Below are 26575 nucleotides of genomic sequence, written 5' to 3'. Positions count from 1 at the left end.
TCTCAACCGCCTAATTCCTTCTATCACCGGCACATTGTAATAGCTCCAGGGCCAAAAGGAAATATATATGCTTACTGCCGGTATTATGGTACGTTTGAATTCCTGTGCGCGTTACCTATAACAGGTTGCTACTAATATAGCATTTAATATCACCTGAGAGCCGGTGGACGTTTCGCTAAATGTTTTAGAAAATTGTACATTAATTCTCTGTGCTGCTTGGGCGCTACTTTATCAGTATAGTCTTACGCTTTATATGCAAAAAGATTGAACGGCTCAATCTGATTAATTGATTGATGATTTCGGTAGTAATTAATGTACCCTTAGCGGGTACCATTCTAGTTATCGCTCTACATCGAATATTTAATATTGCAGGCAATGCTAACAGTACAAGCTTTAATCATGTAGTTGGAAGATTGAATTGATACATTCGCTTTTTTTAAGTCGTGGACTTAACTGGCTTCTTAACAAAACGCTCAGTCAACATGTCTGCATCTTTACCCTGCATCGCCCTCAAGGTAACCATGGTTTAAACGGGGTGGATTTGTCCATGCTTACCAGATTCATGAAACTGCTAAAGAAGCATCATTGCGAATTTATCAGCATTGATGAACTGCTGTCTCCATCTACCTTTTTAAATCCATCGAAGAACTACGTGTGTTTTACAGTGGACGATGGCTACGAAGACCAAACTCAACAGCTTATTCCTGTATTGCTTGCACATAATGCCAAACCTACTTTGTTTGTCATCACTGATTTGGTGGAAGGTAAAGATTTGCCGTGGGATGCGCAAATTGCAACGGCTGTGCAGGCTTCGTTATGTACTGAGCTTGAGGTAGGGACGTTGGGCGTGCCAGGTGAGAAGTGGCTGTCTTTAAAAGATAAAAGGCAAGCCAGGCGGCACTTATCTTTTCATGCGAAGCGTTTGGAACGCAATGCCCGCCTGCAGTTTGTTGAAGATATCAAATTCCGTCTTTGCGCTAAAACGCCTATCGATACATCGCACTATACTCCCACAAACTGGCAACGTCTTCGGGAGCTGGAAGCAGAAGGGTTAAAAGTAGGCTCGCATACTTGTTCGCACAGCCCGTTATCAACCTTATCAAAGGACGATATAAGAGCCGAGTTAATTGCCAGCAGAGAGATACTTGAGAAAAACCTACAAGCGCCATCAGCTGTTTTTTGTTATCCCGTGGGTATGAGCGAAGATGTTGACGACAGGGCCAGGGAAATTGTGAAAGAACTGGGTTACAAGGGTGCACTGACTTCTGAACCAGGATATTTTGTAAGAAGAAGCATGCGTGAGAATTTATTTGATGTGCCGAGGCTCAGTTTACCAGCATCATTAAATACCGCTGTACGTTATGTATCGTGGCTTGAAAAGATGCGGGCGGTTTCTGCATAGACCTACATCTACCTTTAAATGGTTCGGACGGTATATTCCCCTGAAACCTGCGAGCATACACTGTTACGACTGGATTAATACCCGAAGCTTGTTATAGCAGACAACGTGATTTAATTAAGCAGACCAAATCAAGAATAAAAAACGATATCTATATAGGAAAGGGATCAAATGAAGTTATAGGAATCGTCTATTATTGCAGTTAATAGACGATCAATAATTACTTGACCTTGTTAGTCTTTGCGGTCCGAATCTTGCGCTAATTAAACCTGTTGCGATTGTAGCTCAGACTATGAAGCTTCATCCTTCAAAGGGTTAATACGATAGTGAGCAAAAACTACCAACAAGCTCTAGTATCGATAGCTTACGCCGAAGGAAATTTGTTTGTTCGTAAAGTTACTGCCTAAGCGGCTACTACCAATTTCCCCATTCTGATCTGTGTAGCTTATATCTGACGTAATATCGAAGCGGCGGGTTAATTTATGAGTAACCCCTAGTTTTAATTTCATATTCTCACTAGTTCCTGATTCCTGTGTTACTGATTCTCTTTCGATATCAGCAAAACTCAGGTCTGCGGTAAGTGAAGTGAATACACCAATATTATAGCTGGACTTAATTCCTACAGTTCTGGTCTCTCGCTGCCTTTCCTGTGCTAAATAGTTATCGTTTATATACTTAGCGTAAAAAGCAACCATCAATTTACGGGATTGGTAGCCGATTTCCAAGTCACCGCCTTTTCGAAGGATAACGCTATCTTCAATAGCATTATTGTCGTCGATAATTTGTACAATTTGCTCCCCCGCCTGAGGGATATAATTTAAAGAGCCGGGTTGGAAACAGTCAAAGATACCAGCAGAACCATCTGGACAGACAAATACTCCCAAAACTTCTGGATCAGCCAGAAGCTGAGAGAAATTTCTTACGTCTTCAGAATAACTTATAGAGGTTCTGAGATGTTTCGCTGCATGTGTGAACTGTACATTGGCAGAATCACCGTAAAAGCGCTTTCCAAAGCTAGCTGCCAACTGCGTGCGAGGGGTAAAAGCCCACTCTACAGCTACACCCGCGAAGGTATCGCCATCATTGGCAGCGTTTGAGGAGCTGGCTTTATTCATCGTTAACGATACCGACCTGCCCCTGCTTTGCCGATATGTTACACCGGCGCCATAACTATCAAAGCTGCGTTCATTTGCTAACGAAGAGTCATTGCCGATAAACGTATGAGATTCATGTTGTCCGGTGAGACGAAGAGCCCAGTTACGATAGACTTGCTTATCTATATATCCGGTTGCATTCTCTGATTCGAAAGAACCTAGTTCTACACGGCTTCTGTCAGTATCACTATAGTTACCATTGAGCGTCCAGACATAGGTTCGCGCCTGATCACCATTTCGCAATGCTGCAACAAACGCTAGTGTTTCATTATTAAGCCGATTCGTATTCGTCAGCGCCGTTTCATCAGTCCTGACATCGGTATAACTAAAGGAACCAGTACCAGCCACCAAACCGCTACCGGCAATATTGCTTACCGCGGCAATCCGGTTCGTCCGGGTTTCCGCCAAGTCTTCAGAATTTACCAGAAAATCTGATACTAAGTAATTTGCCGTATTGGTATTTAGGTACCGTGAGTTCCCGCTCGCCTGTAAATTAAACAATCTGTCAACGATAGCCCAATTAGCGTTATAGTTATATTCAGCATAATTATTTTTGGTAGACAAATCGTTATTATCACGTTCTAAATGCGTCGCAGTACCATTGAATGAGCCTGTAAAATTGGCACCGCGAAATACTGCGGTTAAGTTAGGCTCAATCGTCAAGGTTGAAAGATCACGATTCCCAACACTATCCGATTCAATTTGCTGAAACACAGCATTAGACGTTACACCGGCATTCAGCTTTAAGTCACCAGCATGTACATGCCCGCCTTTTAGATACAAAGCAGACATGATAATTAAAGCTAATTTCGAAGAGTTAAATTTATTACTCATTAACCCGTTCTTGCTCTTCTGCATAATAATATCCATAGTAGCCCGAGTCGTTACTATCCTTATTGACGGATTTATTCACTACAAAGCCAATGGCCATATCGGGGTTTAGCCTCTCAACAGAAAGTTGAATATCTGATAGCTTCGATTTTCCTTCTTCGGTTACCACCACAGCCTGGCCCGCAAAATTAGCGAGTACCGCGCTTTCGGTAATACCAATCAGGGGCGGAGTATCGATAATGACAATACGATCTGGGTAACGGTTTGCGAACTCATCTACCGTTTCGTGCATCTTCTGGCTAGCCAGCAACTCGGTTGACAAGTGGTGAGTTTTGCCTGCTGGAATGACTTTAAGCTTATCGATAGAGGTGGGATAAAGCACGTCTGCAATGTCGTCAACTTCACCGGTTAAATATTCCATCAACCCTTTGCGACGTTCAACTCCCAGCGTATTTAACACATTGGGTTTTAGTACGTCTGCGTCAACCAGCAGTACGGTTTTATCCTGTTCCGACGCAATACTAAGCGCCAGGTTAACCGCAGTGAAGGTTTTTCCTTCGGAAGGACGCCCGCTGGTGACCATAATAATATTGCTATTATTTAGTGTAGAGGCTAGCGGACCAAAAGCGTTAGCTAAAAGCTTACGCTTAATCTCACGATATTCTTCGTTAATCTGTTTGCGAACACCTTGCAAAGAAACATGACCGTTTTTTTCTAAACGGTCAATATCAATGTTAAAAGGTGTAAGTTTAGAACTTTCGCCTTTACGTGGTGCAGACCTGCGTTTATTAGCCTGTGAAGATACATTGTCAGCGAAAGTTTCAGGGCCCGACTCAGGAGAATCGGGAAACTGGTCTTTTTTCTGCTTTTCCGCAGCCATAGCTTCCTGGCGACGCTTCAGCGCTTTCTCGATGGTACTACTCATGACAACATACCTTGCAAATTAATATTCAGTAACTCTGCGCCAACTAACAACCCGTACACCACGATTATTGCAAAGGAACTGGCAGCAAAAATCGCCATTCGCGTTTTATTCACCGAGCTAATTTTTTCTTTGTCTAAGTGTGTGACCGTTCCCCATACGGGATAATCGGTAATTTCAGCAAGCTGTTTAGCTCTGATTAACACCGGCGACAATTGGCTGAGAAGGAATGCAATGCCGATACCCGCACCAAATCCTATTAGCAACACTGCTGAATAAAGCACAATGCGATTAGGACCAGACGGTTTTCTCGGAGCAAGTGGTGGTTCGATGATTCTGAACTGGAACTCTTCTGAAGAAATATCGGCACGTCTGGAAAGATCGGCGGATTCTCTGCGCGTTAGCAGTTCTTCGTAGCGCTTTTTCGTAATGCCATAGTCACGATTTAGCGATGCTTGCTCTGCTTCAATTTGTGGAACCAGATCAACTTTCGACTCAAGTTCCTCAATCTTTTTCGCAAGATCTTCCTCTTTCACTTTTAAAGAGGCAATAGTGCCCTGTAAGCGGCTGGTTTCCAGGGATAACTGGTTATTCAGTTCGCCCACTGGCTGGCTTGAATCCAAACCCTGTTGTTCCATAAACTCCGCAATTTCTTCCTGGCGTGACTTTTCTAAGCTCGCAAGAAGCATTTTGGTTTCGATCACATCCGGGTGCTTATCGGTATAGCGCAATAATAAATTATCAAGGCGATCTTCTAACGAAATGATCCGTTCATCGTAGCGAGTCTGCAACGAGTTCTCGCCCTGGCTTCTTACATCAAAGCTGTCAGCCATTTTTGAAGAAGACATTTCCCCTTTCATTGAATCGATTTGCTGTTGTGCCTGTCGAATCTGTAATTGGGTTGACTCCAGTTCACTGCGCATGGCTTGTAACGAACTATAGAAGCTGCCTTGCAACGGCAAAATATTATTATATTTACGCTTAAATTCAGCCAAACGTTGTTCTGAATCCGCTAAACGACTTTCATAATCAGCTATCTGCTCGTCAAGAAAACGCCCTGCTGTGTCAGTGTCTCTTCTGTTGTTCCCAAGCGACCCTTCTACAAACAATTCCAACGTTTCCTGCACAACCCGTTGTGCCACTGAAGGCACCTGATTGGTGTAACCAATAGTGTAGATATTGTCGCGCCCAGTAGTGCCCAATCTAATTTCTTCACTTAAAGTAGTAACCAGATTATTGAACTCAGCATCTGACGTAGTCGAAATGTCTAAATCACTTTCACGGGCTATGGTTTCAAGGTTAGAACGACTAAGCAGCGTTTTCGCCATAACTTTAATATCATCTTGAGGATTAGACTGCAGCGCGATACCCGAAAGTATTGGCCGCAAGGCTGATCCTGTGTCGACGAAAACGACCGCTTTAGATTCGTATTGATTGGGAAGAGTTGCTACATATATAAAGCCAATGGTACAAATTACCCACGAGCATATAACGATGATGCGTTTTTTTATCCATATGCCTTTGATAAAATCAAAAATCGGCGATAGGGACGATTGTAAATCCTGCATTGAATATTTGTTCCGTTACTTCTAGAACCAGGCTTCTGGGATAATTACGATATCACCAGGGAGAATATCAACGTTTTTAGAGATATCGCCGTCGCGAATTAAATCGTTAATGTTGATGTTATAAGTGTGTTGTTCACCGTCCACAACTCTTACTAGTTTAGCTTGATTACCGTCAGCGAATTCTGTCAAACCGCCCACAGCTATCATCAGATCAAGCAGTGTCATGTGTTGTGTATAGCTGATGGCCCGAGGGTTGGTGGCTTCGCCGATTACCCGAACCTGTTCGCTAAGCGGGCCGGAAAAACCGCTTACGCCCACAGTAACTCGAGGATTATTAATAAACGTAGAAAGCTTTTCTTCAATTTCGCGAGCCAGTTGATCGGGTGTACGACCGGCCACGTCGAGGTCTTCGACGAGTGAAGTGGTCACTTTTCCATCAGGGCGTACGGTGTATTGCCCGGAAATCTCGGGGTTACGCCATACAAATATATTTAGTTGATCACCGGGCCCAATCAGGTATTGATAATTATCAACATTCGTAGTGAGGGATGGTCGTGTGGTGGCATTTGGTAAGTCTGAGGTACTGCTACACGCGCTGAGTAGCGATACCGCGGTTCCTAAGGCGATAGTTAGTATGCTTTTAGAGCTGTACATAAGAGATCTTCCTACACTCGTTATGGTTAAATTTTTGTTTTGATAATTTACCCTACGGCAAATAGCACTATAATGCCAACATCATCTGTAGTCTATTACAATAATAACCTTTATGATGTACTTCGACGTTGCAGTATCAGGGAGCCAAGGGTGGCATTAAACAGGCACAATCAAAGTAAACGTTCCAACATTCTCGTTGTTACCGAAGCATTTCTCATAGCGTATATGGGTTACATTACTCACTTCATTTTGGTTCAACTTGAACTGAGTCAATCTATCCCACTCGAAAAATTAGTCATAAATGTCGGTTTACTTACCGTTTTCATCCTTCTTTGTTCTTTATCGGTAGGGCTTTACGAAGCCAAGCTTAGAGAGACATTCCGAGGGATCATCAGACGAATTTTTGTTAGCGTTGGTTTAAGCTACTTCATGGTAGAAATTATAAGCCGGGCTTTTTTTGACCGCTTAACGATGCATCCGTATTTTCTTCCGGCGGCAGTATGCAGCATTATTATTACTTTAGTTGTCTTTCGCTATTTTACCAACCGGCTTGGTTTGCTTGGCCTGGGAAAAATGCGCATTATTATTCTTGGAGCGGGTGAAAGAGCGTCAATTATCGAAAAAAGAATGCGTCGGGATGTAGACAGAATCGCATTTGAATTAATGGGATTTGTTCCTATTCCTGGCGATAATCGTGAAGATGGTATTAAGAAAGAAAAAATTATTCACGTAAAGGTCGACGAAAATTTTCAGCAGTTTATTGCCGACAACGACATAGAAGAAATTGTCATTGCCTGCGATCAACGCCGCGGTACCTTACCTATCGACGTACTTTTTGAATGCCGATTACGCGGAATAGAAGTAACGGATTTGCTGGATTTTATGGAACGGGAAACCGGTCAGATTGTCGTCAATTTGATGTATCCCAGTTGGGTTATCTACTCCAATGGCTTCCATAGCCAGAATTATCTTCGGGACGCGCTGGATTACACTTTTAACGTGATTCTGGCCACCTTTATCATGTTTTTTACCTGGCCGTTTATGCTGATCACCGCACTCATTATATACATGGATGACGGGTTCAGAACCGGCTCTTCGGTGTTTTATAAACAAGAGCGTGTTGGCCTCAACGGAAAATTATTTAAAATTATTAAATTTCGTTCCATGCGCCCGGACGCTGAAAAAGACGGTGCCAAATGGGCAAGTAAAAATGATGATCGGGTGACTCGTATAGGCCATTTTATCCGCAAATACCGCATTGACGAGTTGCCCCAGCTAATTAATGTGTTCAAAGGAGAAATGGCATTTATTGGCCCTCGCCCTGAACGCCCGGAATTTGTCGAAAAGCTGGTCAGAGAAGTGCCCTACTATAATCAGCGCCATAATGTTAAACCTGGTTTGGCCGGTTGGGCGCAATTAAATTACCCTTACGGTGCCAGTGTTGAAGATTCCATGGAAAAACTGAAATTCGACTTATACTACGTGAAGCATCAAAGCTTGTTACTGGATATTCTGATCCTAATTCGAACAGTTGAGATTGTGTTATTCGGTAAAGGACGTTAATTAAGGAAAAAAGTGTGAAGGACAGCGAAATCAGTTATCTTGGAAAAGTAGGTCAAAAATTTCAGCGAAAACTATCGATGGATGTGGGAAAAGATGATGATGTCATCTTTATGTCTGGAATGGGCAGAAGCGGAACCACATGGTTAGGTGATATCGTTAATTATGATCGCAAATCCCGGATTCTTTTTGAACCTTTCCACCCCACAAAAGTTAAAGAAGCAAATAAGTTTGAATACATTCAATACTTGAATCCAGAAGAAACTGACGAAACACTTGAAAAGCAGGCTCGCACTATTTTAGCTGGTAAGGTTCGTAATAGCTGGGTAGATCGCGACAATCATAAGTTTTTTTACTATAAACGAATAATAAAAGACATTCGATGTAACCTGATGCTTGGGTGGCTGAAGAAGTTATCCAAAGATCTTCCTATTATTTTACCCATTAGACACCCTCTACAGGTAGTATCGTCATGGTCGAATCTCGGCTGGGGAAAAGAAACTGAAGGCAATCGAAGCGATTTCGAAATAATTATGTCTCAACAAAAACTCCTCAGCGACTTCCCGCTTATCAAAAAAGCCGCAGAATCGATAGACAGCTCTGATTTCGTAGAACGGACGGTGTTTCTGTGGTGTGTGTTCTATTATGTACCCTTACAACAGCTTAAACCCGCTCAATTTCACATTGTTTATTACGAGAATCTAATCATAGAATATGAAAGCGAAGTACGAAAACTTTTCCGCTATTTAGAAAAGCCCTTCAACTTAACCCTTATCGAGAAAAGTTTAAATCGCTCTTCAAGCACCAATTTTCTAAAAAGAGATTTTGAAACCGACCAAGCTCAACTCATTGAGGGGTGGAAAAGCACCTTTACCACTGAACAAATAGAAAAAGCTCAGCACCTTCTTGCTATGTTCAAACTCGATGCCCTTTATACTAATGATGGATATCCCAAGACGTTGCCGTAGCGATTGTGACAAATAAAGTTCTATGGATATTTTGACTTCCTTTCGGCCCATGGTAACCGCTTCTTGCAGGGAGAGATAGCGAATGATTTTTAAGCGATAAGTAAAGTTTTCTTAGCCGAACTTCTGGAGCATGGATTCCATTAGAGCCAGCCAGGATGATTTTATGGCGTTTCGGATGAGAAATTTTGTTTATTATTGAGACTGCTTAATTTTTATTCATTCATGCTTTTGCCCTGCCGCTTCTTGCTTCCATTGCGCCAGCTTACTCGTATTTAGTGCTGCTGAATCATTGCCCGGGAAAGCTTTTTGGCATATCCCGCTTTTTCTCACGATATACTTGCCACTCACCTTCTCCATCATTAGCGAAAACAGTCTTGTGGTGCGCACTGGACAGGTCTATTCCTAGGTGATGGAAGTATTGTATCCGTCCGGTGATCCCACCTAACGTTTAGCAAACTGCCATGGTAGCAGTAACTCGCCATCGGCTTCAGGTTGACTCAGCAACTCTAGACTGCCCATCACGTAATCGAACACATTGAGGTTGTTGGCCTTGGCGGTTTCGATGATGCTGTAGAGAATGGCACTGGCATTAGCACCGGTTGCTGTTTGACTGAACAACCAATTTTTCCGTCCGATCACGAACGGCTTTATTGCTCGCTCAGCGCGGTTATTATCGATGCTGAGCTGGCCATCCAGTGTGTAGCGTTCCAGTTTATGCCATTGGTTGAGGCAGTATTGTATCGCTTCGCCCAGCTTGGTTTTGGGTAGCACTTGTTGTGCAGATTTGGCTAGCCAGGTATGTAGTTGATTCAGAAGCGGCAGGCTCTTTTCCTGCCGGTGGGTGTATCTTTCTTCTGCCGTTTTGTCTTTTATCTGTGTTTCTATCCGATAGAGCTTCTGGATATGATTCAAGACCCAGTCAGCTTTGCCACTGCCTTTATTACCGGCACCTTTTTTCGCTTCCATAAACTTACGGCGCGCATGGGCCCAACAACCGACTAAGGTGGCTTGCGTTTGCTCATAACCCGCGTAGCCATCCACTTGCAGATAGCCGCTGTAACCTGTAAGGAAGCCCACAGCACATTGCCCGGCCCGACTATTGTGGTAGTCGTACAACACAATATTAGGTATATCACAGCCTGGTACCTTACCCTCAGGCGAGTCTGCCCCTGTGGCATACAGCCACATATAGCTGGTCGCTTTGTCGGAGTCGATGACCTTCAGTGTGGTTTCATCTGCCTGGATAACTGACTGCTGTAGCAGATGTAGATGAAGCTGGTCGTATAATGGTTTAAACAGCTCGGCGCAGCGGATTATCCAGTCAGCCATGGTCTTACGACTGAGTTCGATGTCATGTTGTTTGAACATCGCCTCTTGTCGGTACAGCGGCAAGCCGTATTGATATTTACTGGTGATTATCTGACTTAGTAAGCTGGGCGTTGCGTAACCTTTGGGGATTACGCTATGTGGCACCGGCGCTTGTTTTACTGTGTTGTTGACACTCTCTTTGTCACAGGTGCGGCACGCATATTTAGGACGCACATGCTCAATCACTTTAACCTGAGCAGGGATAAACTGTAACTTCTCTGCTTTATCCTCGCCGATGCAGTGCAGTTCACCGGCACAACAGCCACAGATTTTTTCTTCATCGCTAATGTCGTGAACGATGACTTCACGAGGCAGGTCTTTGGGTAAGGGCTTTCGCTTGGCTTTATTGCGCGTGTAACTAATCGCTTCTTGCTCTGGCGTTCCATCCCCGGCAACAAGTTCCTCGACCTCATTAAACAATTCACCCTGACTAGGGTGACCTTCGGTGCTTTTACCAAACTGCTTATGCTGGGCAATACGGAACTGCTCTTCCAGATATTGATACCGGTTATTCAGTTCCTGAAGCTGCTTCTCCAGCTCAGCGATGCGACGTTGATAATCTTCTTCGTTCATAAGATTATTATCGCCGATTAAGTCACTGATTACCCAGCATTATTCAGACGATTTCGTGATCGATAATCGCTGCTTATGATCACCGGTTATAAGCCGGAAGCGGTGTAATGCAGTGGCTGGTGACCTACCACATCGTAGCCGGATAACAACCATTGTAACTGCTGTTCATCCAACAATATGTGCTGAATCTGGTCGTCTTTAGGCCACTTGAACCGGTGTTTTTCCAGGCGCTTGTACCACAGGACAAAGCCGGTCTTATCCCAATAGAGGATTTTCAGCTTATCCCGCTTCTTATTACAGAAGACAAACAACGCATCACGGAATGGATTCAGTTGCATCTGTTGTTCAACCACCACAATCAAACCATTGATGGACTTGCGGAAGTCGACGATATCCATGTACAAATAAATATCAGCAGGCTCAACGAACATCTTCATTCGTTCAGCGCCTTCATTAAAGTGGCAACCCAATGAGGGTTGGTGTTTACTGGCACACTCAATTGCGAGCCGCCATGTTTCAGCGTAAGTGCATGAGGCACGTCTTCCATACGTGACTCTACGGTTGTCACGTCGCGCTTAACCCGGATAAAGTTGCTATGGCACTGATGCAACTGAATATCCCGTCGACGCGTATAGTAAGTCTGCAAGTTAATACATTCTTGGCGGCAAAACTCGACAGCTGTCAGGCCGCTTTGCTCTTGTTGTTTAAATATTGATCGCCATTCATCTTTGCTGCGTCGAGGCTGTCGCATAGTGTTGTCCTTCTGAAAAAGGAATACGATGCCGGAGTAACTTCAGGATTTAAATGTGGTGATCACCGGACGCTCACGAAGTATTCTGCGTTTTGCTCATTGGACGCGGGCAAACTCTTTGCGAGGCAATATTACTATGGTTAGGTAATTGCTTAGCGAAAAGGCATAAAAAAACCCGCAAACCCAACTCAAAAGTTGGATATTGCAGGCCTGTTTTTTATCTTAGAAGCAGAAGTGTAGCTGGCTATTCATCACCCTTCAAACGCACATAAGTCTGATACTTTTTCTTTAGCAATTTGTCGATATATTGGGTGAGTTTTACCTTATGACTAATTGCATCATCCAGGGCATCGACTAATTCGCCCAGCATCGCTTTATAGTATTCTGCGTCCTGCACCTCGTGACCATTTGGGGTAAGCAATTTTTGTTTGGGCTTCGTCGGTTTGACGATCTGGCCGGCTTCCGCAGCCGCGTCGGTGTCATCATCTGCCTCGGCAAATTGAGGAGCATCAGGAACAAACATTTCGTCTTTAACTTCGTTGATAACTACATCAACGGCTTCCTCAGATAACACTTCAAGCTCTTCTAAAAATCCGTAGAGCAGAATACGGTCCATCAAGGTGTTAATTTTTCTGGGTACACCCCGGGTAAACTTATAAATGTGCGCAAATGCTTCATCGGAAAACAGTGACTTTCCATTCCAGCCAGCGTGATGCATGCGGTATTCAATGTAGGCTTTGGTTTCTTCTTCGGCTAGCGGCGCCAAATGACAGGAGGCTACGATGCGCTGCCGGAACTGTTCCATATTGGGAGCGCGTAAAATTGGCTGTAATTCTTCCTGACCCAGCAAAAAACTCTGTAGCAATGGCTTACCGAATTGCTGGAAGTTAGACAGCATTCGAAGTTCTTCTATGGTTTCCAAAGGCAGGTTTTGCGCTTCATCAACAAGCAATAGCGCGCGTCGACCTTCTTTACTTAAGTCGTAAAGAAAGTTCTCCAAATCTTTTAAAATATCTGCTTTTGACAACCCCGCCACATTGATACCAAATTTAGACGCTACCATTTTTACCAGTTCATCGGGCGTCAGTTTAGGCGTGACAATTTGCGCAGCAACAATATCATCTTCAATTTCGTCTAATAAGCTGTTTGCGATGGTGGTTTTTCCGGTGCCGATATCACCGGTGATCACGATGAATCCTTCTGCTTGCGACAAGCCATATTGCAAATATGACATAGCACGCTTGTGCCACTTGCTCGCAAAAAAGAACGCCGGATCCGGCGTGAGCTGAAACGGTTTTGAATTTAGGCCGTAAAAACTTTCGTACATGTGTCCTACCGCTAATGCTGGAGCTACTAACCAATTGATGCTCTAGCTTATCGTAAAGCCAGCGTTGCTGCTATCAATCTGTAAGGGCCACAAAAAATACTTTTGTGGCGGCGTTATTTTGTTTGTTGTTCGACAATGCGTTTTATAATGCCCGTAGTCGAAACACCTTCTTCAAAATGCAAGACCCGTACCTCTCCGCCGTTTTCCATGACTTCTTTGCCACCCGCAATATCTTCAATTTTATAATCTCCCCCTTTCACCAGTATATCGGGCAACAGGCGGCCAATAACCCGTTGGGGCGTGTCTTCGCTAAAGGCTACCACCCAATCCACTGCGCTTAAGCCTGCTAAGACAGCCATTCTTCTGCTTACATTGTTTACTGGCCGCCCTGGCCCTTTTAACTGCGTGACGGATTCGTCGGTGTTTACCGCCACTATTAATCTGTCTCCCAATGCGGCAGCGGCTTCAAGATAAGACACATGGCCGGCATGAAGAATATCGAAACACCCGTTGGTCATCACAATTTTTTCTCCACGTTTGTGCGCCTGCTCGACAGCCAGCGCAAGCTGATCTTCCGACATTACGCCGCCATCTAAGTGGCCGGCGTCATGCCCGATAGCAACAGCCAGTTCGGTGGCAGAAACAGTGGAGGTGCCCAATTTCCCTACTACGATACTCGCTGCCATATTAGCGAGAACGCAGGCATCTTCCAGCGCCAGGCCTGCTGCCATGGCTACAGCGAGTGTAGACACTACGGTATCTCCGGCTCCTGTGACATCGAAAACTTCTTTGGCTTTAGCAGGTAAATGAAATTCGCTGGTCGAAAGCCGAAATAGCGTCATGCCTTCTTCAGAGCGCGTCAGCAGGAGCGATTCAAGCTGCAATGAAGCACACAGTGAGCGGGCTTTTTCTATTAATTCCTGCTCGTTCTGTGGAATTCCGGCAACGGCTGCCAGTTCCGCTAAGTTAGGCGTTATCAGCGTCGCCTGGCGGTATTTGTCGAAATTATTACCCTTGGGGTCGACGATGACTTTTTTACCGTGCTGCCGCGCCAGTTGAATAAACGCCTGTGGATCGCTGAGACTACCTTTATTGTAATCAGACAAAATCACCAGGTCGCAATGCGGTAACGCTTTTTCAAAAGCTGCTATCAGCGGCGCTTTATCGGTATCGGCGAAGCTTTGTTCAAAGTCCATCCGCAGTAACTGTTGATTGCGGCTCATTACCCGTAATTTAGTTATGGTATCTAAGCCCGGAATACGAAAAAGATGATGATTTATCCCCATTGAAGCCAGACGATCTTCCAGAATGCCAGCATTTTCATCTTCACCACCCAGCCCCATTAATGTCACGTTAGCGCCTAAAGTCGCAGCATTAATGGCAACGTTAGCAGCGCCACCGGGTCGGTCTTCCGCGCTTTGAATATTGACTACTGGTACTGGTGCTTCGGGGGAAATTCTTCCCGTAGCGCCTGACCAGTAGCGATCTAACATCAAATCGCCCACAATGAGAATTTTCGCCTGACTAAAATCTGGTAATATCATGGTTTTAAATCATTAAGCATTGAAAAATTGCAGCAGAGTATAACAGTCCCCCTTAAAAAAGAGGACACGAAGCCATGGTTTGTTTATCTTATCGAAAATCGACTCGGCCAATTGTACACCGGCATTACCACTGATCCCTGCCGCCGGATTCGCCAGCATCGCGGCGACATTGGCGGTGGCGCTAAATCGCTACGGGGGAAGGCGCCATTACTATTTAAAAAGGTGCTGCGGGTAGAAAATCGGGCGACCGCTTCGTCGTTAGAATACGAAATAAAAGCGTTGGACAGAAAACAGAAAGAAGCGTTGATTGCGGGCACCAAAACCCTTTCGGCACCCTGTTCGGATGTAACTTCAGCATTTACGGGCTAACCTAAAAATTCCAGCACACCGTTAAAAATTAATGCGATTCCTACGCTAAGGGTAAGCTCCAGACACGCTACGCCAATATTGTGCTGTTGATCCACTTCCAGACGATAATTTAAACCGTACAGAATGAATTTTTTGCTGACAGTTACCAGCACCATAAGCAGAAACGCCAGTACGATACTGACAATCAGCCAGCCGGTTACGTTACTCACGTACCCTAAAGGATTATACTCAAGTAAGTTACTGGCGGATGCGACTACCAGCGCGGTTCCTAAAAGATTACCCGAATGTTCTATGGCCAGCGCCATTTGCCCTTTTTTCAGTGCGCCCTGGAAGGAATCATTTTGGTTATCCCGGGCGTAGCGGATCTCGTAGAGTCGGGTCATGACCAACAGGATTGTTAATACCACAGTAAAGCCGGTAACAATGGCAATAATCGCGTTCATGTCGCTGCCGTCGACCCACACCATCATGCTTCGCAGAATGATTGCACTGGAAATAAGACTGGCAGCGTCAACAAGCGCTACGCTTACGCTGCGATCGGAAATTAACGCGTGGCTATCAAGATGGTTCAGCACCACTTTATCGTGAGCAAAACGCCCAAACTTCACCAGGATTATGCCCACCACGCCAAAAGTTAACATTCCAATTGCTGCCCGGCCATACCCCTGGCCGATGTGTCGCCCCACTACCGATGCCATAACTATGCACAACGATAACATGCCACCGGCGATACTGATCCCAAACGCAAAGTTATCTTTTACGCCTAATTCGTCAGCCACAGTGCTTCTGCGGGATATTCCCGCCAGCCACTTCATCACCATTAACAGCAATAACGCAAGGCCAACATCGATGACAAGATAAATCCATATGTCGTGCGGCAAAGGCAACAATTTGACTAACGCTTCCATCTCTTTTATTCCCATTGGGTTTGCTGCGTTACCGCATGCTGGAGTCTGAGCGCAAGCTATGCCAGACTCCCATCAAGTAAATGAATTTGAAACGCATCGTACTATGCCTACGCAAAAAATAAAGAACAGGATTATTGAAGAACACGCGCAGCAATACTGGCTACGTTTTCAGGAAGCTTGTGCGGCGCATCCGCAACTGCTGGATTTGCAGGATAAAATTAAGCCGCTTTTTGGATTAAGTGAGTTTATTACCGAGCAGTGTCTGCGACATCCACAGTGGGCCGTGGATATTTGTGATGCCTTATCCGCCGCTCCCGATAAGGTAAGCGACTACGCCGCTAATCTTGATGATGCGCTTGCCAACGTAAAAAATGAAGATGAGCTTTTAGCGGCATTACGCCAATATCGCCACCGCGAAATGGCTATTATTGCCGCTTTGGATTTGATGAATTATCAGACCATTGAGGTTTCGCTGAAGAAGGTTTCTGCGCTTGCAGATGCTCTTATTTTAGGCGCGTATAACTGGTTATATTCACACCTATCGTCACAGTATGGTACACCCGAGGGCTCGTTTGGCGCGCAGCCCATGCTGATGTTGGCAATGGGCAAATTAGGCGGAGGCGAACTGAATTTTTCCTCGGATATCGATTTAATATTTGCTTACCCTGAAAAAGGCGAGACTTCCGGCGCTCGCAAACCGATGGAAAATCAAAAGTTTTTTACCCGCCTTGCCCAAAAGCTGATTGCCGCGCTCAATAAAATAACCGTAGATGGTCAGGTTTTTCGGGTAGATATGCGGCTTCGCCCGTTTGGTGACAGCGGCCCGTTAGTAATGCATCTGTCTGCTTTTGAAGATTATTATCAGGAACAGGGGCGGCACTGGGAACGATTTGCAATGGTGAAGGCGCGCATTCTGAACCCCGCTGACAACTACTGCGATCAACTTGCCGATATTCTTAAGCCTTTTACTTTTCGTCGCTATCTGGATTTTACGACATTGGATGCCTTACGAAACATGAAGCAGCTTATCGCCAGTGAAATCCGTCGCCGTCAACTGGCAAACAATATTAAATTAGGCGCTGGCGGTATTCGCGAAGTCGAATTTTTTGCGCAAAGCTTTCAGTTGATACATGGCGGCCGGGAACCGCAACTGCAATGTAAAGGACTGCATACCTCGCTGCAGGCTTTAGATGATCTTGGTGTAGTAGATTCGCAAACACTCACCGCGCTCTACGAAGACTATCTGTTTTTGCGCAAAACAGAGCACACATTACAGCAGTGCCGGGATCAGCAAACCCAGTCTTTGCCCGACGACTATTGGGGGCAGGCTGTTGTGGCACATGTGGCAGAGTGTGAAAACTATGACGCTTTTATGGCAAAAATAGATGCCGCAATGCATCGCATTCATGTTCAGTTTAATGATTTAGTGGAAGAAACGCAGGACAGCCACGGGGACGACGACTCGTTGTTTTCCAAGTGCGCAGATGCCTGGAGGCTACGACTATCGCAAAACGAATTTGCCGCACTTTTTGAAAATCAGCTTCCTGCACAAACTGCAGAAGATGTGTGTGCTCAACTGGAGAATTTCCGCGGCCATCTTCGTGGCTACCGGATTGGTCAGCGTGGCGAAGATACCTTGCAAAAGCTGATGCCTGAACTGCTTTACGTGCTGGTATCTGAAAAACCTCAGCATGCCGGGCGCGTGTTAGCCCGCACGCTTGGTGTGATTAACGCCATTACCGGGCGCACTACGTATCTGGATTTGCTCTTGGAAAATCCTGACGTGCTGCGCCAACTGGTTAAGCTGTGCGACAGAAGCGAATGGATTGCTCACCAGATTCAGAGATTCCCCTTGTTGTTGGATGAACTTCTTACTCCGCTTTATTTACAGCAGCAAGAAACGGATATCATTGAAAGTAAAAGCCAATACGCCGATGAGCTGCGCCAGAGTCTGTTACGGATCGATGAAGAAGATGCCGAGCTGATGATGGATGCCATGCGGCAGTTCAAACTTTGTCAGCAGTTGCGTATTGCTGCCAGTGATATCAGCGGGTCTTTACCTATCGCCAAAGTTAGCGACAAACTTACTGTACTGGCAGAAGTGCTGCTGGACACTTGTATTCACAGCGCATGGCAGCAGGTAAAAACAAAATTCGGTGAGCCTGAACACCTGGAGGCTGGCAGCACAGGTTTTGCTGTCATTGGATACGGTAAGCTCGGGGGATACGAACTAGGCTATGGATCTGATCTCGATTTAGTGTTTTTACACAATGCTCCCAAAGAAAGTCAAACCAACGGCAAACGCACCATCAGCGCGCAACAGTTTTACATTAAGCTCGCCCAGCGCATTATGCATTTGCTAAATACAAAAACCTTATTCGGCCAGCTTTTTGAAACGGATTTACGGCTGCGGCCTTCCGGTAACGCAGGGCTGCTGAGCTGTCATGTTGAAGGGTTTCTTCGGTATCAAAGGGAAGACGCCTGGACCTGGGAGCATCAGGCGCTTGTCAGGGCCAGAGGCATTAGCGGAGATACCGCCGTACTTGAGGAGTTTCGGCGCATTCGTAATGCGATTCTTTGCCAGCGTCGCGACCGTGACACATTAAATAATGATGTAAAAACAATGCGCAAAAAGATGCGCGACCATTTACTGCAGAATTCTCAGCAAGGGGTGGATATTAAGCAGTGTGAAGGCGGTATCGCTGACATTGAGTTTCTCACTCAGTATTGGGTGCTGGCGCACGCCCATGAGCATGCCAGCCTGACCACCTATACCGATAATCTCAGAATTTTGGATGGTATAAAAGCGCTTCAACTGTTCGATGCTACGCAATGCGCCCGTTTACAGGAAGCTTACTTGCGGCTGCGGGATCACTATCATCAGTTAACCTTGGCTGATGATAAGTACGCAGAGGAAACTCAGGATTTACAAAGCATGCGAGCGCAGGTGTCGACTGTGTGGAACGCCGTATTTATGGCCTAAAACGTAGAGAGCTAACGGCTTTCAGCGCTGTTGCAGCGTGATTTTAAATAGTCAGTCACTTCTGCTGTTACAACCAGTGATCGCTGATCTGGGCACACATACGTTTTGACCTCCCCCATGAAGTTACTGTCTATTGCGCTGGCAATTTTGGCGAGGGAGCCAACAATGGTGTTGTCTATCTGAAATTGATGTTTAATGACAAAATCCTGATCCAGATCCCAGATAATTTGCATCCCTTCCTGTTGAGCATAAGCAGTAATGGCTTCACGCACCGTATTACCCGCTTTGAACGTGCGGAACTTATGTTCTCCTACCCAGCGTTGATTAACTGGCTTCTGATTGCTCGCCATATTGCGCAGTTGCTGATCCAGCCCCGCCTCTGACCTATCAACGTCTAACACAAAATCGTCTCCCTCTTCTTCAATCGGATCGGTAGACGAGGTGCGAAATTCGCGATAGAACTCGCTGAGCCCATTTGAAATAGATTTTTCTTTTGGGGCTTCTGCGTATTCGGGGCTTGTATCACTGGTTCTTTGTAAATAAATAACAATACCGGCAATGATTATCAGCACCAGCGCCAATGCGAATTGTTTAGCCCAAAATATAGTGCTGGAACGATTTTTTTTTGCCATAAACATCACCGGATTGCTGCGCGTAACATCGTTAGCCCTGAGCAGTGTTGGTGTTTTACCTGTTAAGCCTGTTGAAGGATGCTGTAAAACTGAACAGCAATCGTCAACAAGCCCCGGCAAAACCCGTTTCTCTGCGGCGAACTCAGCTTATTATAACTGCGTGGTAAGATTCATATTACCGTTAATTTTTCAAAATGGACAAACTTATGTACCCGCTTTAAAAGTGATACTAATCGTAAAGCGAAGGCGCGCTATCATCCGGACGGGTTTTAAATCGCTTATGCATCCACAGATAACTTTCTGGTTGTTCTTTAAGAATTTCAGCAATATGTTGATTCAGCAGAGTTAACGCCGCGTGATCTTCCATTTCTGCTAATTCTGTCAGCGGGGGATAAATTTTTACTTTATAGCCACTGGACGTATATTGGGATGTGATGAGCATAGGAACGCAGTTGGCGCGGCGCAGGAACATAAGCGTCGCTGTGGAGGTGGCCGTTTCTTCCACTCCACCAAAAGGGACAAAAATACTCTGGGCGCGGCCGTAGTCCTGATCAGGTAAATATAAGCACAGCTCCTGACTATCCAGTGCTGCCAACAATGCTCGGGCATTGCGTTTATGGATCATGTATTTGTTTGAACGGGCACGGCCGTGATACTGCATATAGTCAACCAGCGGATTGTTGTGCTTTCGATAAAACGCGATACTGGGATGCGTGTAGCCTAATCCTCGACAGGCGAATTCCAGATTCATGTTATGCAGCGCCATGCCAAATACGCCTTTTCCCTGCTGAAGAGCAGCTTGCACATGTTCGTACCCTTCAATGGTGAAAGCACGTTTAATGCGCCAGGTTGGCCACCACCATCCCATTGCCGTTTCAAATACTGCCATGCCGGTACGCCGTATATTTTCTTCGACTAATGCTTCTTGCTGTGTCTCGGAAAGTTCAGGATACGTTAACGCAATATTACGCTTGGCTATTTTTGCGCGTTTAGGGACCAACTTCGCAATCAGCAAACCAACGCCTGCCCCTATTTTTCGAATTACCGGCAAGGGTAGCCAAGTTAGCAAATACAACAATCCTGCACCCAGCCAGACGGGCCAGTAGCGAGGCGCTAAAAAAGAAAGTTTGAATTCGGGAGGCGTGATGGCAACAGACAATACAATTTTCCTGTTATTTTTTCCTGCTATTGTAGCGTTACAAACCGCCCTCGCCTACTCCGACGGGCGTGAAAAGTCACATTTCTGACGTTCGTTAAGTTGATTAAGGCAACTGTTGAATAAGTTGTGGCTTATTATTGGTACCAAAACGGTTTGTAAAATGCTTACGCTAGAGCGAATGAGATTCTTGAAAAGCAGCAGGCGCCACATTAAAAACAGGGCTTTCACCGCGCCCTAGAAGTAGAGCAAGAGCATGAAAGAATAAAAATTCAGCAGCCTTGAGAAGTAAGCGAAATTTCTTTTCCGAAACGCCGTAAAATTATTCCTTATGGCTCTGCTGGAGCATCCCTGCTTCAGAAATTCGGCTAAGAAATTCTGACTTATTATTTAATAAAATATTCGCGATTTCTCCCTGTGCTTAAGATAGAGCATTAATAACCAGAGTCGATTTCTTTGAGTTTTTTCTCAAATTTTTCGTAATCGTCGTTGGATTCATAATCATAGTGATATTGGTTATGAAACCCATATTGCAGCTTCACTTTCGAATCTTCTATAAACAAGGTATATCCATCTAAATCGGTGAACGCGGTAATACCATTCAGAAAATATTTATCATCTCTTTTTTCGCCAGACTGACGAATCTTATCAAACACCCGCAAAAGTAACTTGCTGTCTAATTCATTTCTCATAGTTACCTGATCCGTTAGATTGCCCTAGCTTCTTTTTACCCGCCAAGGCTCAATAAGGTTTAACTGCTAAAGCTGACGGCTTTCGGCAGCTTGCGATTTTCGCCAATACGGTGCCTAATCAAGGCTGGGTAGCTTGCACCGCAATAAAAACAGTTGAGGTTGTGCAACCGTTAAACACTAAAGATCAGCAGGCCTTAGTTAAAGTTATAACGAATACCTACATTCACTAAATTAGCTGCCAAATCGTGTTCACCCCGCACATGCGTGGCTTCAATACGAAACATGGTATTCAGTCCAAGATGATAATCGAAGCCGAAACCCACCATGCCCGCGACGACACCTTCGTCAAATTCACAGCTGTTGGCAACAGTCACGCCTCCCAGCGCACAACCGCCTTCCTCGCGCCGCCCTTCTATTCCTTTCACATCGACATTCATTATGCCGAGCTTGTAATACAGTTCGCCAATAGCGGCACTGGCTTTGCCCAACACAGCAAGATATAAAGCGTCGGCTTTCATACCTTCATTTTCTTCCAGATTGTCAGCCAAACGTTGATAACCCACTTCAGCGTACCAGCTGCGAGCAAACTGATGCGCTAAAGCAAAATGATAATTTGCCTTATCAGCAGACTGCTGGCTGAATTCTATATCCGAATAACCCGTGCCAATGACACCATACATGTTTTCCGTTGCCAGGGCCGGTAGCGACAGCCCCGCTGCTATGCCAAGTGCAGCAAATCGCTTCTTCATGATTGTTCTCATCACACTGTAGTTTTAGAAAAAGTATTCCAGAGACACCTGGATATGATCGTCACGACGCATAACAAAATAAGTGTCATCTGGATCATCTGAGGAAAAGAAATAACCATCGACTTTCCAGCGCCAGTTATCGGTCATCCGGCTGGAAGCTTCAATGAATGCGTTGTAGGTCTGGGTGTCATCTAAATCCTGAATAAATCCTGTCAGAACTTCGGTGCCGTCAATGTCATTCCAGATCCAGCGCAATCCCACCATCAAGTCGTTTTGACCGGTAGCAAAATAATTATTTTCACGTTCGTCGTATTGATATTCCATCAGCACGCCAAGATCATGACTGGTACCCAACACGCCTACGGTGGTGCGTTCAAAGCCTGCCACAGCAGCAGTAAAATCTTCGCTCTGGCCGCTACGATAAATTCCTTCGAACTTTAGCAACCAGGAGCCCTGGACTTTTAAAAGGTCAACGCCAACCTGTTCAATTTGGGCGTAATAACTTTCAATATATATGCTGGCTGTTTCTGGGTTTACTGTCAGATTAACCTCAGGTTCCCGGGTGGTGCCGTCGAAATAGGATAAACCTACTTCCCAATCACCAATGCTGTTTTGCCAGCGTAGCGCATAATCAACGTGACGTTCTTCATCGTCGGATTCGTAGCGCACATTATCATCAAGAATGGGTAACGGGGGGCGTAACCGGCCTTCGAGGCCAGGGAAAGTTCGCTCGCGAAAATAAGGCAGCACATATGCTGAAAATCGTCCCCAGTCGCCATAAGTATTAAGGTTGATCATAGGTTGACCAAGTTTATCTTCGCCATCAATAGACTCCACCATATCTGTCTGGTTAATGATATCTACCAGATGAAGAGATTCAGTTTGACCCCAGAAAACTTTACTGATACCTACGCGAGATTCCCACGTCTCGCCTATATGAAGCCATTGAAGCTCGCGAATATCATAGTGGGTACGTTCGTCGTCCTGCTCATCAAAGCGGGCGAAAGGCTTGAACAGCAAACTATCGCTACCTTCGTTCCAGTCGGTATAAATTTCCGGCTCGACGAACAGAGACATTTGCGCACGCTCTTGCCCTTCATAGGCGGGATCCTGCAGGAAATAACGTGTTTCAATTCCGCTGGAACCAGCAACATCCACTTCGGCGAAAGCAGATGTTGCTGTGAGCGCCAAGCCCACTAAAGATAAATTTATTGCGTTTGACACGAGCTTAGCGTGCCCTCCGTAAACTGTTGTTGTCAAAATCTGATTCCTCTAAATCTTCGCCGAAACTCAATGTATGGGTTACCAGTTCAGTAGACTTCTGCGTTTGCTGGTTATACATAAAACTGCGCAACGGTCGCCAGAACTTATCTTCATACAACTTATAATCTTTAAACTCTAAGGTTTTCAGCGCATCGCCTTTGCGATCAAAAAACTCGACTTTGCGCACCCGGTACTCTGACTGATCTATCCACACAATCTGTTTGGAATAACCGGAAAATTCATCTTGAGGGGTTTGCTCAATAACATAAACTTTATCGCCCTGATAAACGTCTTCGCGCAAGTAGTCGTAGGTGAATTTTCCTACTTCAAACGAGGTCATATCTTCAAATGCAAATTCGCTGCCCATGAAAGGACCAGACTTATTGCGCGAGGCTATGCGCTTTACCCGCTTTAATGCCGGCAGATAGATCCATTGCTCGTCCGGCTCCTGGGCGTGAGAAAAGCTTAAGAAGGCCGTTCCGCTGACATCTCTTGGCGAATCGAACACAGTCAACGCTTTGTCGCCATCGTCCTGCACTTCAAGCGTTTTCACCCGCATCTTACGTTCAGCTTCCTGGCCTTGGGCGTTACGTAAAATCATGGTCATTTCGGCAACGGTATTTTCCCATCCCCGATCGCGGGCTTTACGTTCTTTGGCTATGCGTAGCCCCTCTTTTTCAGACTTTTCATCCGCAAAAACGGGACTGGTGAAGGCTAATACCGCCATTAGCAGCCAGAGAGTTATCTTAGGTTGTTTCATTTTTTGTACCTCGAAACGTTATTTTATCTTTGTCTAGCCACATAAGAAACGCCGGCAAGAACAATAAATCTACCAGCAACGCAGCAATGATAATAATGACTGTCAGTAACCCCATGTCAGCATTTAGCAGGAAGCTGGACAGGGTTAATACGCCAAAGCCCGCCGCCAGTACCACTGTGGTGGTAGTTAATGCTAACCCCACTGTTTTAAAGGTGTAATGAATGGCTTCGCTGACTGCCATACCTTCGTGTCGCGCAATCTGGTACTTTGACAGAAAGTGCACGGTATCATCAACAATGATACCCAATGTCATGCTTAATACCACTGACAACGCCATGTTTATTTGTCCGGAAATCATTCCCCATATACCAAACCCGATTCCAGCAGGAATCAGATTGGTCAGCAAACTTACCAGCCCCAGGCGCCAGGATCGTAGTGCGATTACAATTAGCCCTGAAATCAGTACTAACGCCAGTAGCGTGCCCCACACCATACTTTGCATATTACGCGCGCCAATATGGGCGAACATAAGCGGCGGACTGGCAGCTTCCAGACGCAGTTCAGGATTTAGCCGCTCAAACCAGGCTTTGGCCCGTTCTTCAAAGGCTGTAAATTCGTTGCTGCCCAGATTATCTAAGACCGCAACAATTCTTACTGCGGATTTATCTATATCCACCTGATTATTGAGATCCAGCCCGTACGGCAACGACATTTCGTACAAAAGCAGATACTGCGACGCTAACTCTTTATTTTCAGGTAGTTCGTAGTAGCCGTCCTGATCTTCGTGCATGTTCATGTTAAGCCGCTTCATGGTGTCAGAAAGACTGGTAACATGATGCACCTCTGGCTGGTTGCGTAGCCATTCGGCAAACATGTCAATCTGACGCAAGACAGCAGGATCGTTAATGCCGTATTCTTCTTCGGTGTATACCACGAAATCAATATTGGACATACCGCCCATGTATTGTTCCTGCACATTGACCGCCTGACGAAACTCACTGCTGTTATTGAAGTACTTCACCGCCACGTCATTTAGCTCGTTGTTGGTGGAATACGCCAGCGACACTAGCACTATTAAAATGGAGTATGGCAGGATTCTTCGATAGTGCCTGGTTACCCATTCGCCTGAGCGCGTGAAAAAGCGCTGTTGCTTTTCCGCGTTACTATCGGTTTTAAAGGGTGCCAAAATTAAAATGGCTGGCAAGATCGTCAGCGAAAACAGGCAGGCAAGAATCACGCCCACCGCGGTCATATTACCTAAATCAGCAAGAATGGGGACCGCGGAAAAGTTTAACATTAAGAAACCAATGGCGGTGGTCACGCTGGTGATAAGTACCGGCTTCAGGTTAAGCCGAAGGCTCTCTGATAACGCGGTATATTTATCTTTACCGCTATTAAGTTGCTGCCGAAAACCCACAATAATATGTATGCAGTCGGCAACAGCCAGAGTGGTTACCATTGTGGGTACGTTAACCGTTGCAGTGCTAAGAAACAGCCCTGCCCAGCCCGATAAACCCATAGTTACCAGAATACATGTGCCTACGATTGCAAGAGTGGCCAGCGCCGCCGTTATTGAACGGGTAAGTAAGCCAATCATGATGGTAATCACTACAAACATCAGCGGAATCAATGTTTGTGCGTCCTGCTGAGCTGCAACGGCAAAGGCGTCATTCATGATCACCATTCCTGTCAGATAAATCTGGTGACCAGGATAAGCCTCTTCATACTTTGCTTCGAGCATGCGGGCGTAGTCCGCAATCTCAATGACTTCTTTGGTTTGATCGCCATCGGGCAGCTGAATTGTGGCATTAATAACGGCCATATTGGCTTGATAAGAAACCAGCCTGCCGTCTAGTTCCGGAGCATTACCCACCACCTTTTGCACCCAGTTAATATGCGCGGGATCAAGCTGACCTTCCCGTATCAAATCGGTAACGATAAGATCGTCTTGCTCAGCGTAAGTGTGCTGGTAGTTGGAAAGCGACTCTACCCGCGTAGACAGCGGAAGCTGCCAGGCTTCTTCTGTTAATTCACGGATCAGTTTGAAGGTTTCAGGATTATAAACAGAGCCGGAATCCGGTACGATGAGAAACGACACATTTTCGCTTTTATTGAAAATGTTCTGCATTTCCTCAAAAGCCATCCGCTGCGGATTATCTTTTTCAAAAAAGACCTTATAGTCGCCACGAAAATATAGCTTAGAAGCGCCAAACCCCGTCGCCAGACACAATAAAACGAAGACGACTAATGCTGTTTTGGGTGCGTGGAGGAACCACCGTATCCATTCTGGAAGCTTTTGCATCAACTCCAATACCTTTGCAAGTTTTATCATTAACAGTGTATCTGCAATTACAACATTAGTATAAGAAAGATGCCCGAAAATTGTGATTTTCACATCATACAGCTGCATGCCAACTCATACTTTTTTACGTGGTAGCAGCGGC

The 26575-nt window shown here is 45.4% G+C and carries 22 protein-coding genes; 5 read left to right on the top strand and 17 right to left on the bottom strand.

The annotated features are described in order from the left end of the window. Nucleotides 1-547 precede the first annotated feature (547 nt). Nucleotides 548-1402 carry a polysaccharide deacetylase family protein gene (locus tag CA267_RS14980; RefSeq protein WP_075610159.1) on the top strand — a complete coding sequence of 285 codons (855 nt, stop codon included), beginning with the start codon at nucleotides 548-550 and terminating at the stop codon, nucleotides 1400-1402. A 347-nt stretch (nucleotides 1403-1749) separates the two neighbouring features. On the opposite strand, the gene CA267_RS14975 is transcribed toward CA267_RS14980, so the two are convergent. Genes CA267_RS14975 through CA267_RS14960 form a run of 4 tightly spaced genes read right to left on the bottom strand, consistent with a single transcriptional unit; the run spans nucleotide 1750 to nucleotide 6528 of the window. Next, nucleotides 1750-3387, bottom strand: coding sequence for a TIGR03016 family PEP-CTERM system-associated outer membrane protein (locus CA267_RS14975; RefSeq protein ID WP_097349242.1), 1638 nt, complete (start codon nucleotides 3385-3387; stop codon nucleotides 1750-1752). Beyond that, nucleotides 3380-4309 carry an XrtA-associated tyrosine autokinase gene (locus CA267_RS14970; protein WP_075610157.1) on the bottom strand — a complete coding sequence of 310 codons (930 nt, stop codon included), beginning with the start codon at nucleotides 4307-4309 and terminating at the stop codon, nucleotides 3380-3382. Before CA267_RS14970 ends, CA267_RS14975 begins: the two co-directional genes overlap by 8 nt. Next, nucleotides 4306-5874 carry an XrtA system polysaccharide chain length determinant gene (locus CA267_RS14965; protein WP_075610156.1) on the bottom strand — a complete coding sequence of 523 codons (1569 nt, stop codon included), beginning with the start codon at nucleotides 5872-5874 and terminating at the stop codon, nucleotides 4306-4308. The genes CA267_RS14970 and CA267_RS14965 overlap by 4 nt, the downstream gene beginning before the upstream one ends. Nucleotides 5875-5895: 21 nt before the next feature. Then, nucleotides 5896-6528 carry an XrtA/PEP-CTERM system exopolysaccharide export protein gene (locus tag CA267_RS14960; protein WP_075610155.1) on the bottom strand — a complete coding sequence of 211 codons (633 nt, stop codon included), beginning with the start codon at nucleotides 6526-6528 and terminating at the stop codon, nucleotides 5896-5898. Between the two features lie 150 nt (nucleotides 6529-6678). Here CA267_RS14960 and CA267_RS14955 point away from each other — a divergent pair, with 150 nt between their 5' ends. Beyond that, nucleotides 6679-8091 (top strand): TIGR03013 family XrtA/PEP-CTERM system glycosyltransferase, encoded by a 1413-nt coding sequence (locus tag CA267_RS14955; RefSeq protein ID WP_075610154.1) that lies wholly within the window; start codon nucleotides 6679-6681, stop codon nucleotides 8089-8091. 14 nt (nucleotides 8092-8105) lie between these two features. After that, complete coding sequence (locus tag CA267_RS14950) at nucleotides 8106-9056, top strand: sulfotransferase domain-containing protein (RefSeq protein ID WP_075610153.1); 951 nt, start codon at nucleotides 8106-8108, stop codon at nucleotides 9054-9056. 441 nt (nucleotides 9057-9497) lie between these two features. Here the strand turns inward: CA267_RS14950 and tnpC are convergent, their stop codons facing one another. The 5 genes from tnpC to hldE form a co-directional block, all read right to left on the bottom strand. Next, nucleotides 9498-10997 carry an IS66 family transposase gene (gene tnpC / locus CA267_RS14945; RefSeq protein ID WP_097349187.1) on the bottom strand — a complete coding sequence of 500 codons (1500 nt, stop codon included), beginning with the start codon at nucleotides 10995-10997 and terminating at the stop codon, nucleotides 9498-9500. Between the two features lie 86 nt (nucleotides 10998-11083). Then, nucleotides 11084-11434, bottom strand: a complete 351-nt coding sequence (tnpB, locus tag CA267_RS14940) for an IS66 family insertion sequence element accessory protein TnpB (RefSeq protein ID WP_075608945.1) — start codon at nucleotides 11432-11434, stop codon at nucleotides 11084-11086. Next, nucleotides 11431-11748: an IS66 family insertion sequence element accessory protein TnpA gene (gene tnpA, locus CA267_RS14935; protein ID WP_075608946.1), complete on the bottom strand. Its 318-nt coding sequence runs from the start codon at nucleotides 11746-11748 to the stop codon at nucleotides 11431-11433. The genes tnpB and tnpA overlap by 4 nt, the downstream gene beginning before the upstream one ends. 244 nt (nucleotides 11749-11992) lie before the next feature. Continuing rightward, complete coding sequence (locus tag CA267_RS14930; RefSeq protein WP_075610152.1) at nucleotides 11993-13075, bottom strand: XrtA/PEP-CTERM system-associated ATPase; 1083 nt, start codon at nucleotides 13073-13075, stop codon at nucleotides 11993-11995. 113 nt (nucleotides 13076-13188) lie between these two features. Next, nucleotides 13189-14619: a bifunctional D-glycero-beta-D-manno-heptose-7-phosphate kinase/D-glycero-beta-D-manno-heptose 1-phosphate adenylyltransferase HldE gene (gene hldE, locus CA267_RS14925; protein WP_075610151.1), complete on the bottom strand. Its 1431-nt coding sequence runs from the start codon at nucleotides 14617-14619 to the stop codon at nucleotides 13189-13191. A gap of 27 nt (nucleotides 14620-14646) precedes the next feature. On the opposite strand from hldE, the gene CA267_RS14920 reads away from it, so the two are divergent. Next, a complete protein-coding gene (locus CA267_RS14920) occupies nucleotides 14647-14988 on the top strand; it encodes a GIY-YIG nuclease family protein (RefSeq protein WP_232367557.1) in 342 nt (113 codons plus the stop codon). Here CA267_RS14920 and CA267_RS14915 read toward each other — a convergent pair. Further along, nucleotides 14985-15896: a DUF350 domain-containing protein gene (locus CA267_RS14915; RefSeq protein ID WP_075610326.1), complete on the bottom strand. Its 912-nt coding sequence runs from the start codon at nucleotides 15894-15896 to the stop codon at nucleotides 14985-14987. The two genes, CA267_RS14920 and CA267_RS14915, sit on opposite strands and share 4 nt — an antisense overlap. Before the next feature lie 58 nt (nucleotides 15897-15954). Between CA267_RS14915 and glnE the strand changes: the two genes are divergently transcribed. Then, nucleotides 15955-18879 (top strand): bifunctional [glutamate--ammonia ligase]-adenylyl-L-tyrosine phosphorylase/[glutamate--ammonia-ligase] adenylyltransferase, encoded by a 2925-nt coding sequence (gene glnE, locus CA267_RS14910; protein ID WP_232367556.1) that lies wholly within the window; start codon nucleotides 15955-15957, stop codon nucleotides 18877-18879. Nucleotides 18880-18890: 11 nt separating this feature from the next. On the opposite strand, the gene CA267_RS14905 is transcribed toward glnE, so the two are convergent. The 7 genes from CA267_RS14905 to CA267_RS14875 form a co-directional block, all read right to left on the bottom strand. Next, nucleotides 18891-19511, bottom strand: coding sequence for a TcpQ domain-containing protein (locus CA267_RS14905; RefSeq protein ID WP_075610324.1), 621 nt, complete (start codon nucleotides 19509-19511; stop codon nucleotides 18891-18893). A gap of 229 nt (nucleotides 19512-19740) precedes the next feature. Next, nucleotides 19741-20670, bottom strand: a complete 930-nt coding sequence (lpxL, locus tag CA267_RS14900) for an LpxL/LpxP family Kdo(2)-lipid IV(A) lauroyl/palmitoleoyl acyltransferase (protein WP_075610149.1) — start codon at nucleotides 20668-20670, stop codon at nucleotides 19741-19743. Nucleotides 20671-21101: 431 nt separating this feature from the next. After that, on the bottom strand, nucleotides 21102-21359 hold the full coding sequence (locus tag CA267_RS14895) for a DUF3081 domain-containing protein (RefSeq protein ID WP_075610148.1): 258 nt from the start codon (nucleotides 21357-21359) through the stop codon (nucleotides 21102-21104). A gap of 194 nt (nucleotides 21360-21553) precedes the next feature. Beyond that, entirely contained in the window at nucleotides 21554-22108 is a 555-nt protein-coding gene (locus tag CA267_RS14890) for an outer membrane beta-barrel protein (protein WP_075610147.1), read from the bottom strand. Between the two features lie 24 nt (nucleotides 22109-22132). Continuing rightward, on the bottom strand, nucleotides 22133-23368 hold the full coding sequence (locus CA267_RS14885) for a hypothetical protein (protein WP_232367555.1): 1236 nt from the start codon (nucleotides 23366-23368) through the stop codon (nucleotides 22133-22135). Further along, nucleotides 23337-24131: an outer membrane lipoprotein-sorting protein gene (locus CA267_RS14880; RefSeq protein ID WP_083638556.1), complete on the bottom strand. Its 795-nt coding sequence runs from the start codon at nucleotides 24129-24131 to the stop codon at nucleotides 23337-23339. Before CA267_RS14880 ends, CA267_RS14885 begins: the two co-directional genes overlap by 32 nt. Further along, on the bottom strand, nucleotides 24118-26526 hold the full coding sequence (locus CA267_RS14875) for an efflux RND transporter permease subunit (protein WP_321174035.1): 2409 nt from the start codon (nucleotides 26524-26526) through the stop codon (nucleotides 24118-24120). The genes CA267_RS14880 and CA267_RS14875 overlap by 14 nt, the downstream gene beginning before the upstream one ends. Nucleotides 26527-26575 lie beyond the last annotated feature (49 nt).

The sequence above is a fragment of the Alteromonas pelagimontana genome (assembly GCF_002499975.2).
Taxonomy (GTDB): Bacteria; Pseudomonadota; Gammaproteobacteria; order Enterobacterales; family Alteromonadaceae; genus Alteromonas; species Alteromonas pelagimontana.
This window is presented reverse-complemented; position numbering and strand designations above follow the sequence as displayed.

Coding starts and splice junctions, on each gene's coding strand:
- CA267_RS14970 (WP_075610157.1), bottom strand. CDS start 4,309: ATGAGTAGTACCATCGAGAAAGCGCTGAAGCGTCGCCAGGAAGCTATG.
- CA267_RS14975 (WP_097349242.1), bottom strand. CDS start 3,387: ATGAGTAATAAATTTAACTCTTCGAAATTAGCTTTAATTATCATGTCT.
- CA267_RS14960 (WP_075610155.1), bottom strand. CDS start 6,528: ATGTACAGCTCTAAAAGCATACTAACTATCGCCTTAGGAACCGCGGTA.
- tnpA (WP_075608946.1), bottom strand. CDS start 11,748: ATGCGACAGCCTCGACGCAGCAAAGATGAATGGCGATCAATATTTAAA.
- tnpB (WP_075608945.1), bottom strand. CDS start 11,434: ATGAAGATGTTCGTTGAGCCTGCTGATATTTATTTGTACATGGATATC.
- tnpC (WP_097349187.1), bottom strand. CDS start 10,997: ATGAACGAAGAAGATTATCAACGTCGCATCGCTGAGCTGGAGAAGCAG.
- hldE (WP_075610151.1), bottom strand. CDS start 14,619: ATGATATTACCAGATTTTAGTCAGGCGAAAATTCTCATTGTGGGCGAT.
- CA267_RS14915 (WP_075610326.1), bottom strand. CDS start 15,896: ATGGAAGCGTTAGTCAAATTGTTGCCTTTGCCGCACGACATATGGATT.
- CA267_RS14905 (WP_075610324.1), bottom strand. CDS start 19,511: ATGGCAAAAAAAAATCGTTCCAGCACTATATTTTGGGCTAAACAATTC.
- CA267_RS14880 (WP_083638556.1), bottom strand. CDS start 24,131: ATGAAACAACCTAAGATAACTCTCTGGCTGCTAATGGCGGTATTAGCC.
- CA267_RS14890 (WP_075610147.1), bottom strand. CDS start 22,108: ATGAAGAAGCGATTTGCTGCACTTGGCATAGCAGCGGGGCTGTCGCTA.
- CA267_RS14965 (WP_075610156.1), bottom strand. CDS start 5,874: ATGCAGGATTTACAATCGTCCCTATCGCCGATTTTTGATTTTATCAAA.
- CA267_RS14930 (WP_075610152.1), bottom strand. CDS start 13,075: ATGTACGAAAGTTTTTACGGCCTAAATTCAAAACCGTTTCAGCTCACG.
- CA267_RS14895 (WP_075610148.1), bottom strand. CDS start 21,359: ATGAGAAATGAATTAGACAGCAAGTTACTTTTGCGGGTGTTTGATAAG.
- CA267_RS14980 (WP_075610159.1), top strand. CDS start 548: ATGCTTACCAGATTCATGAAACTGCTAAAGAAGCATCATTGCGAATTT.
- glnE (WP_232367556.1), top strand. CDS start 15,955: ATGCCAGACTCCCATCAAGTAAATGAATTTGAAACGCATCGTACTATG.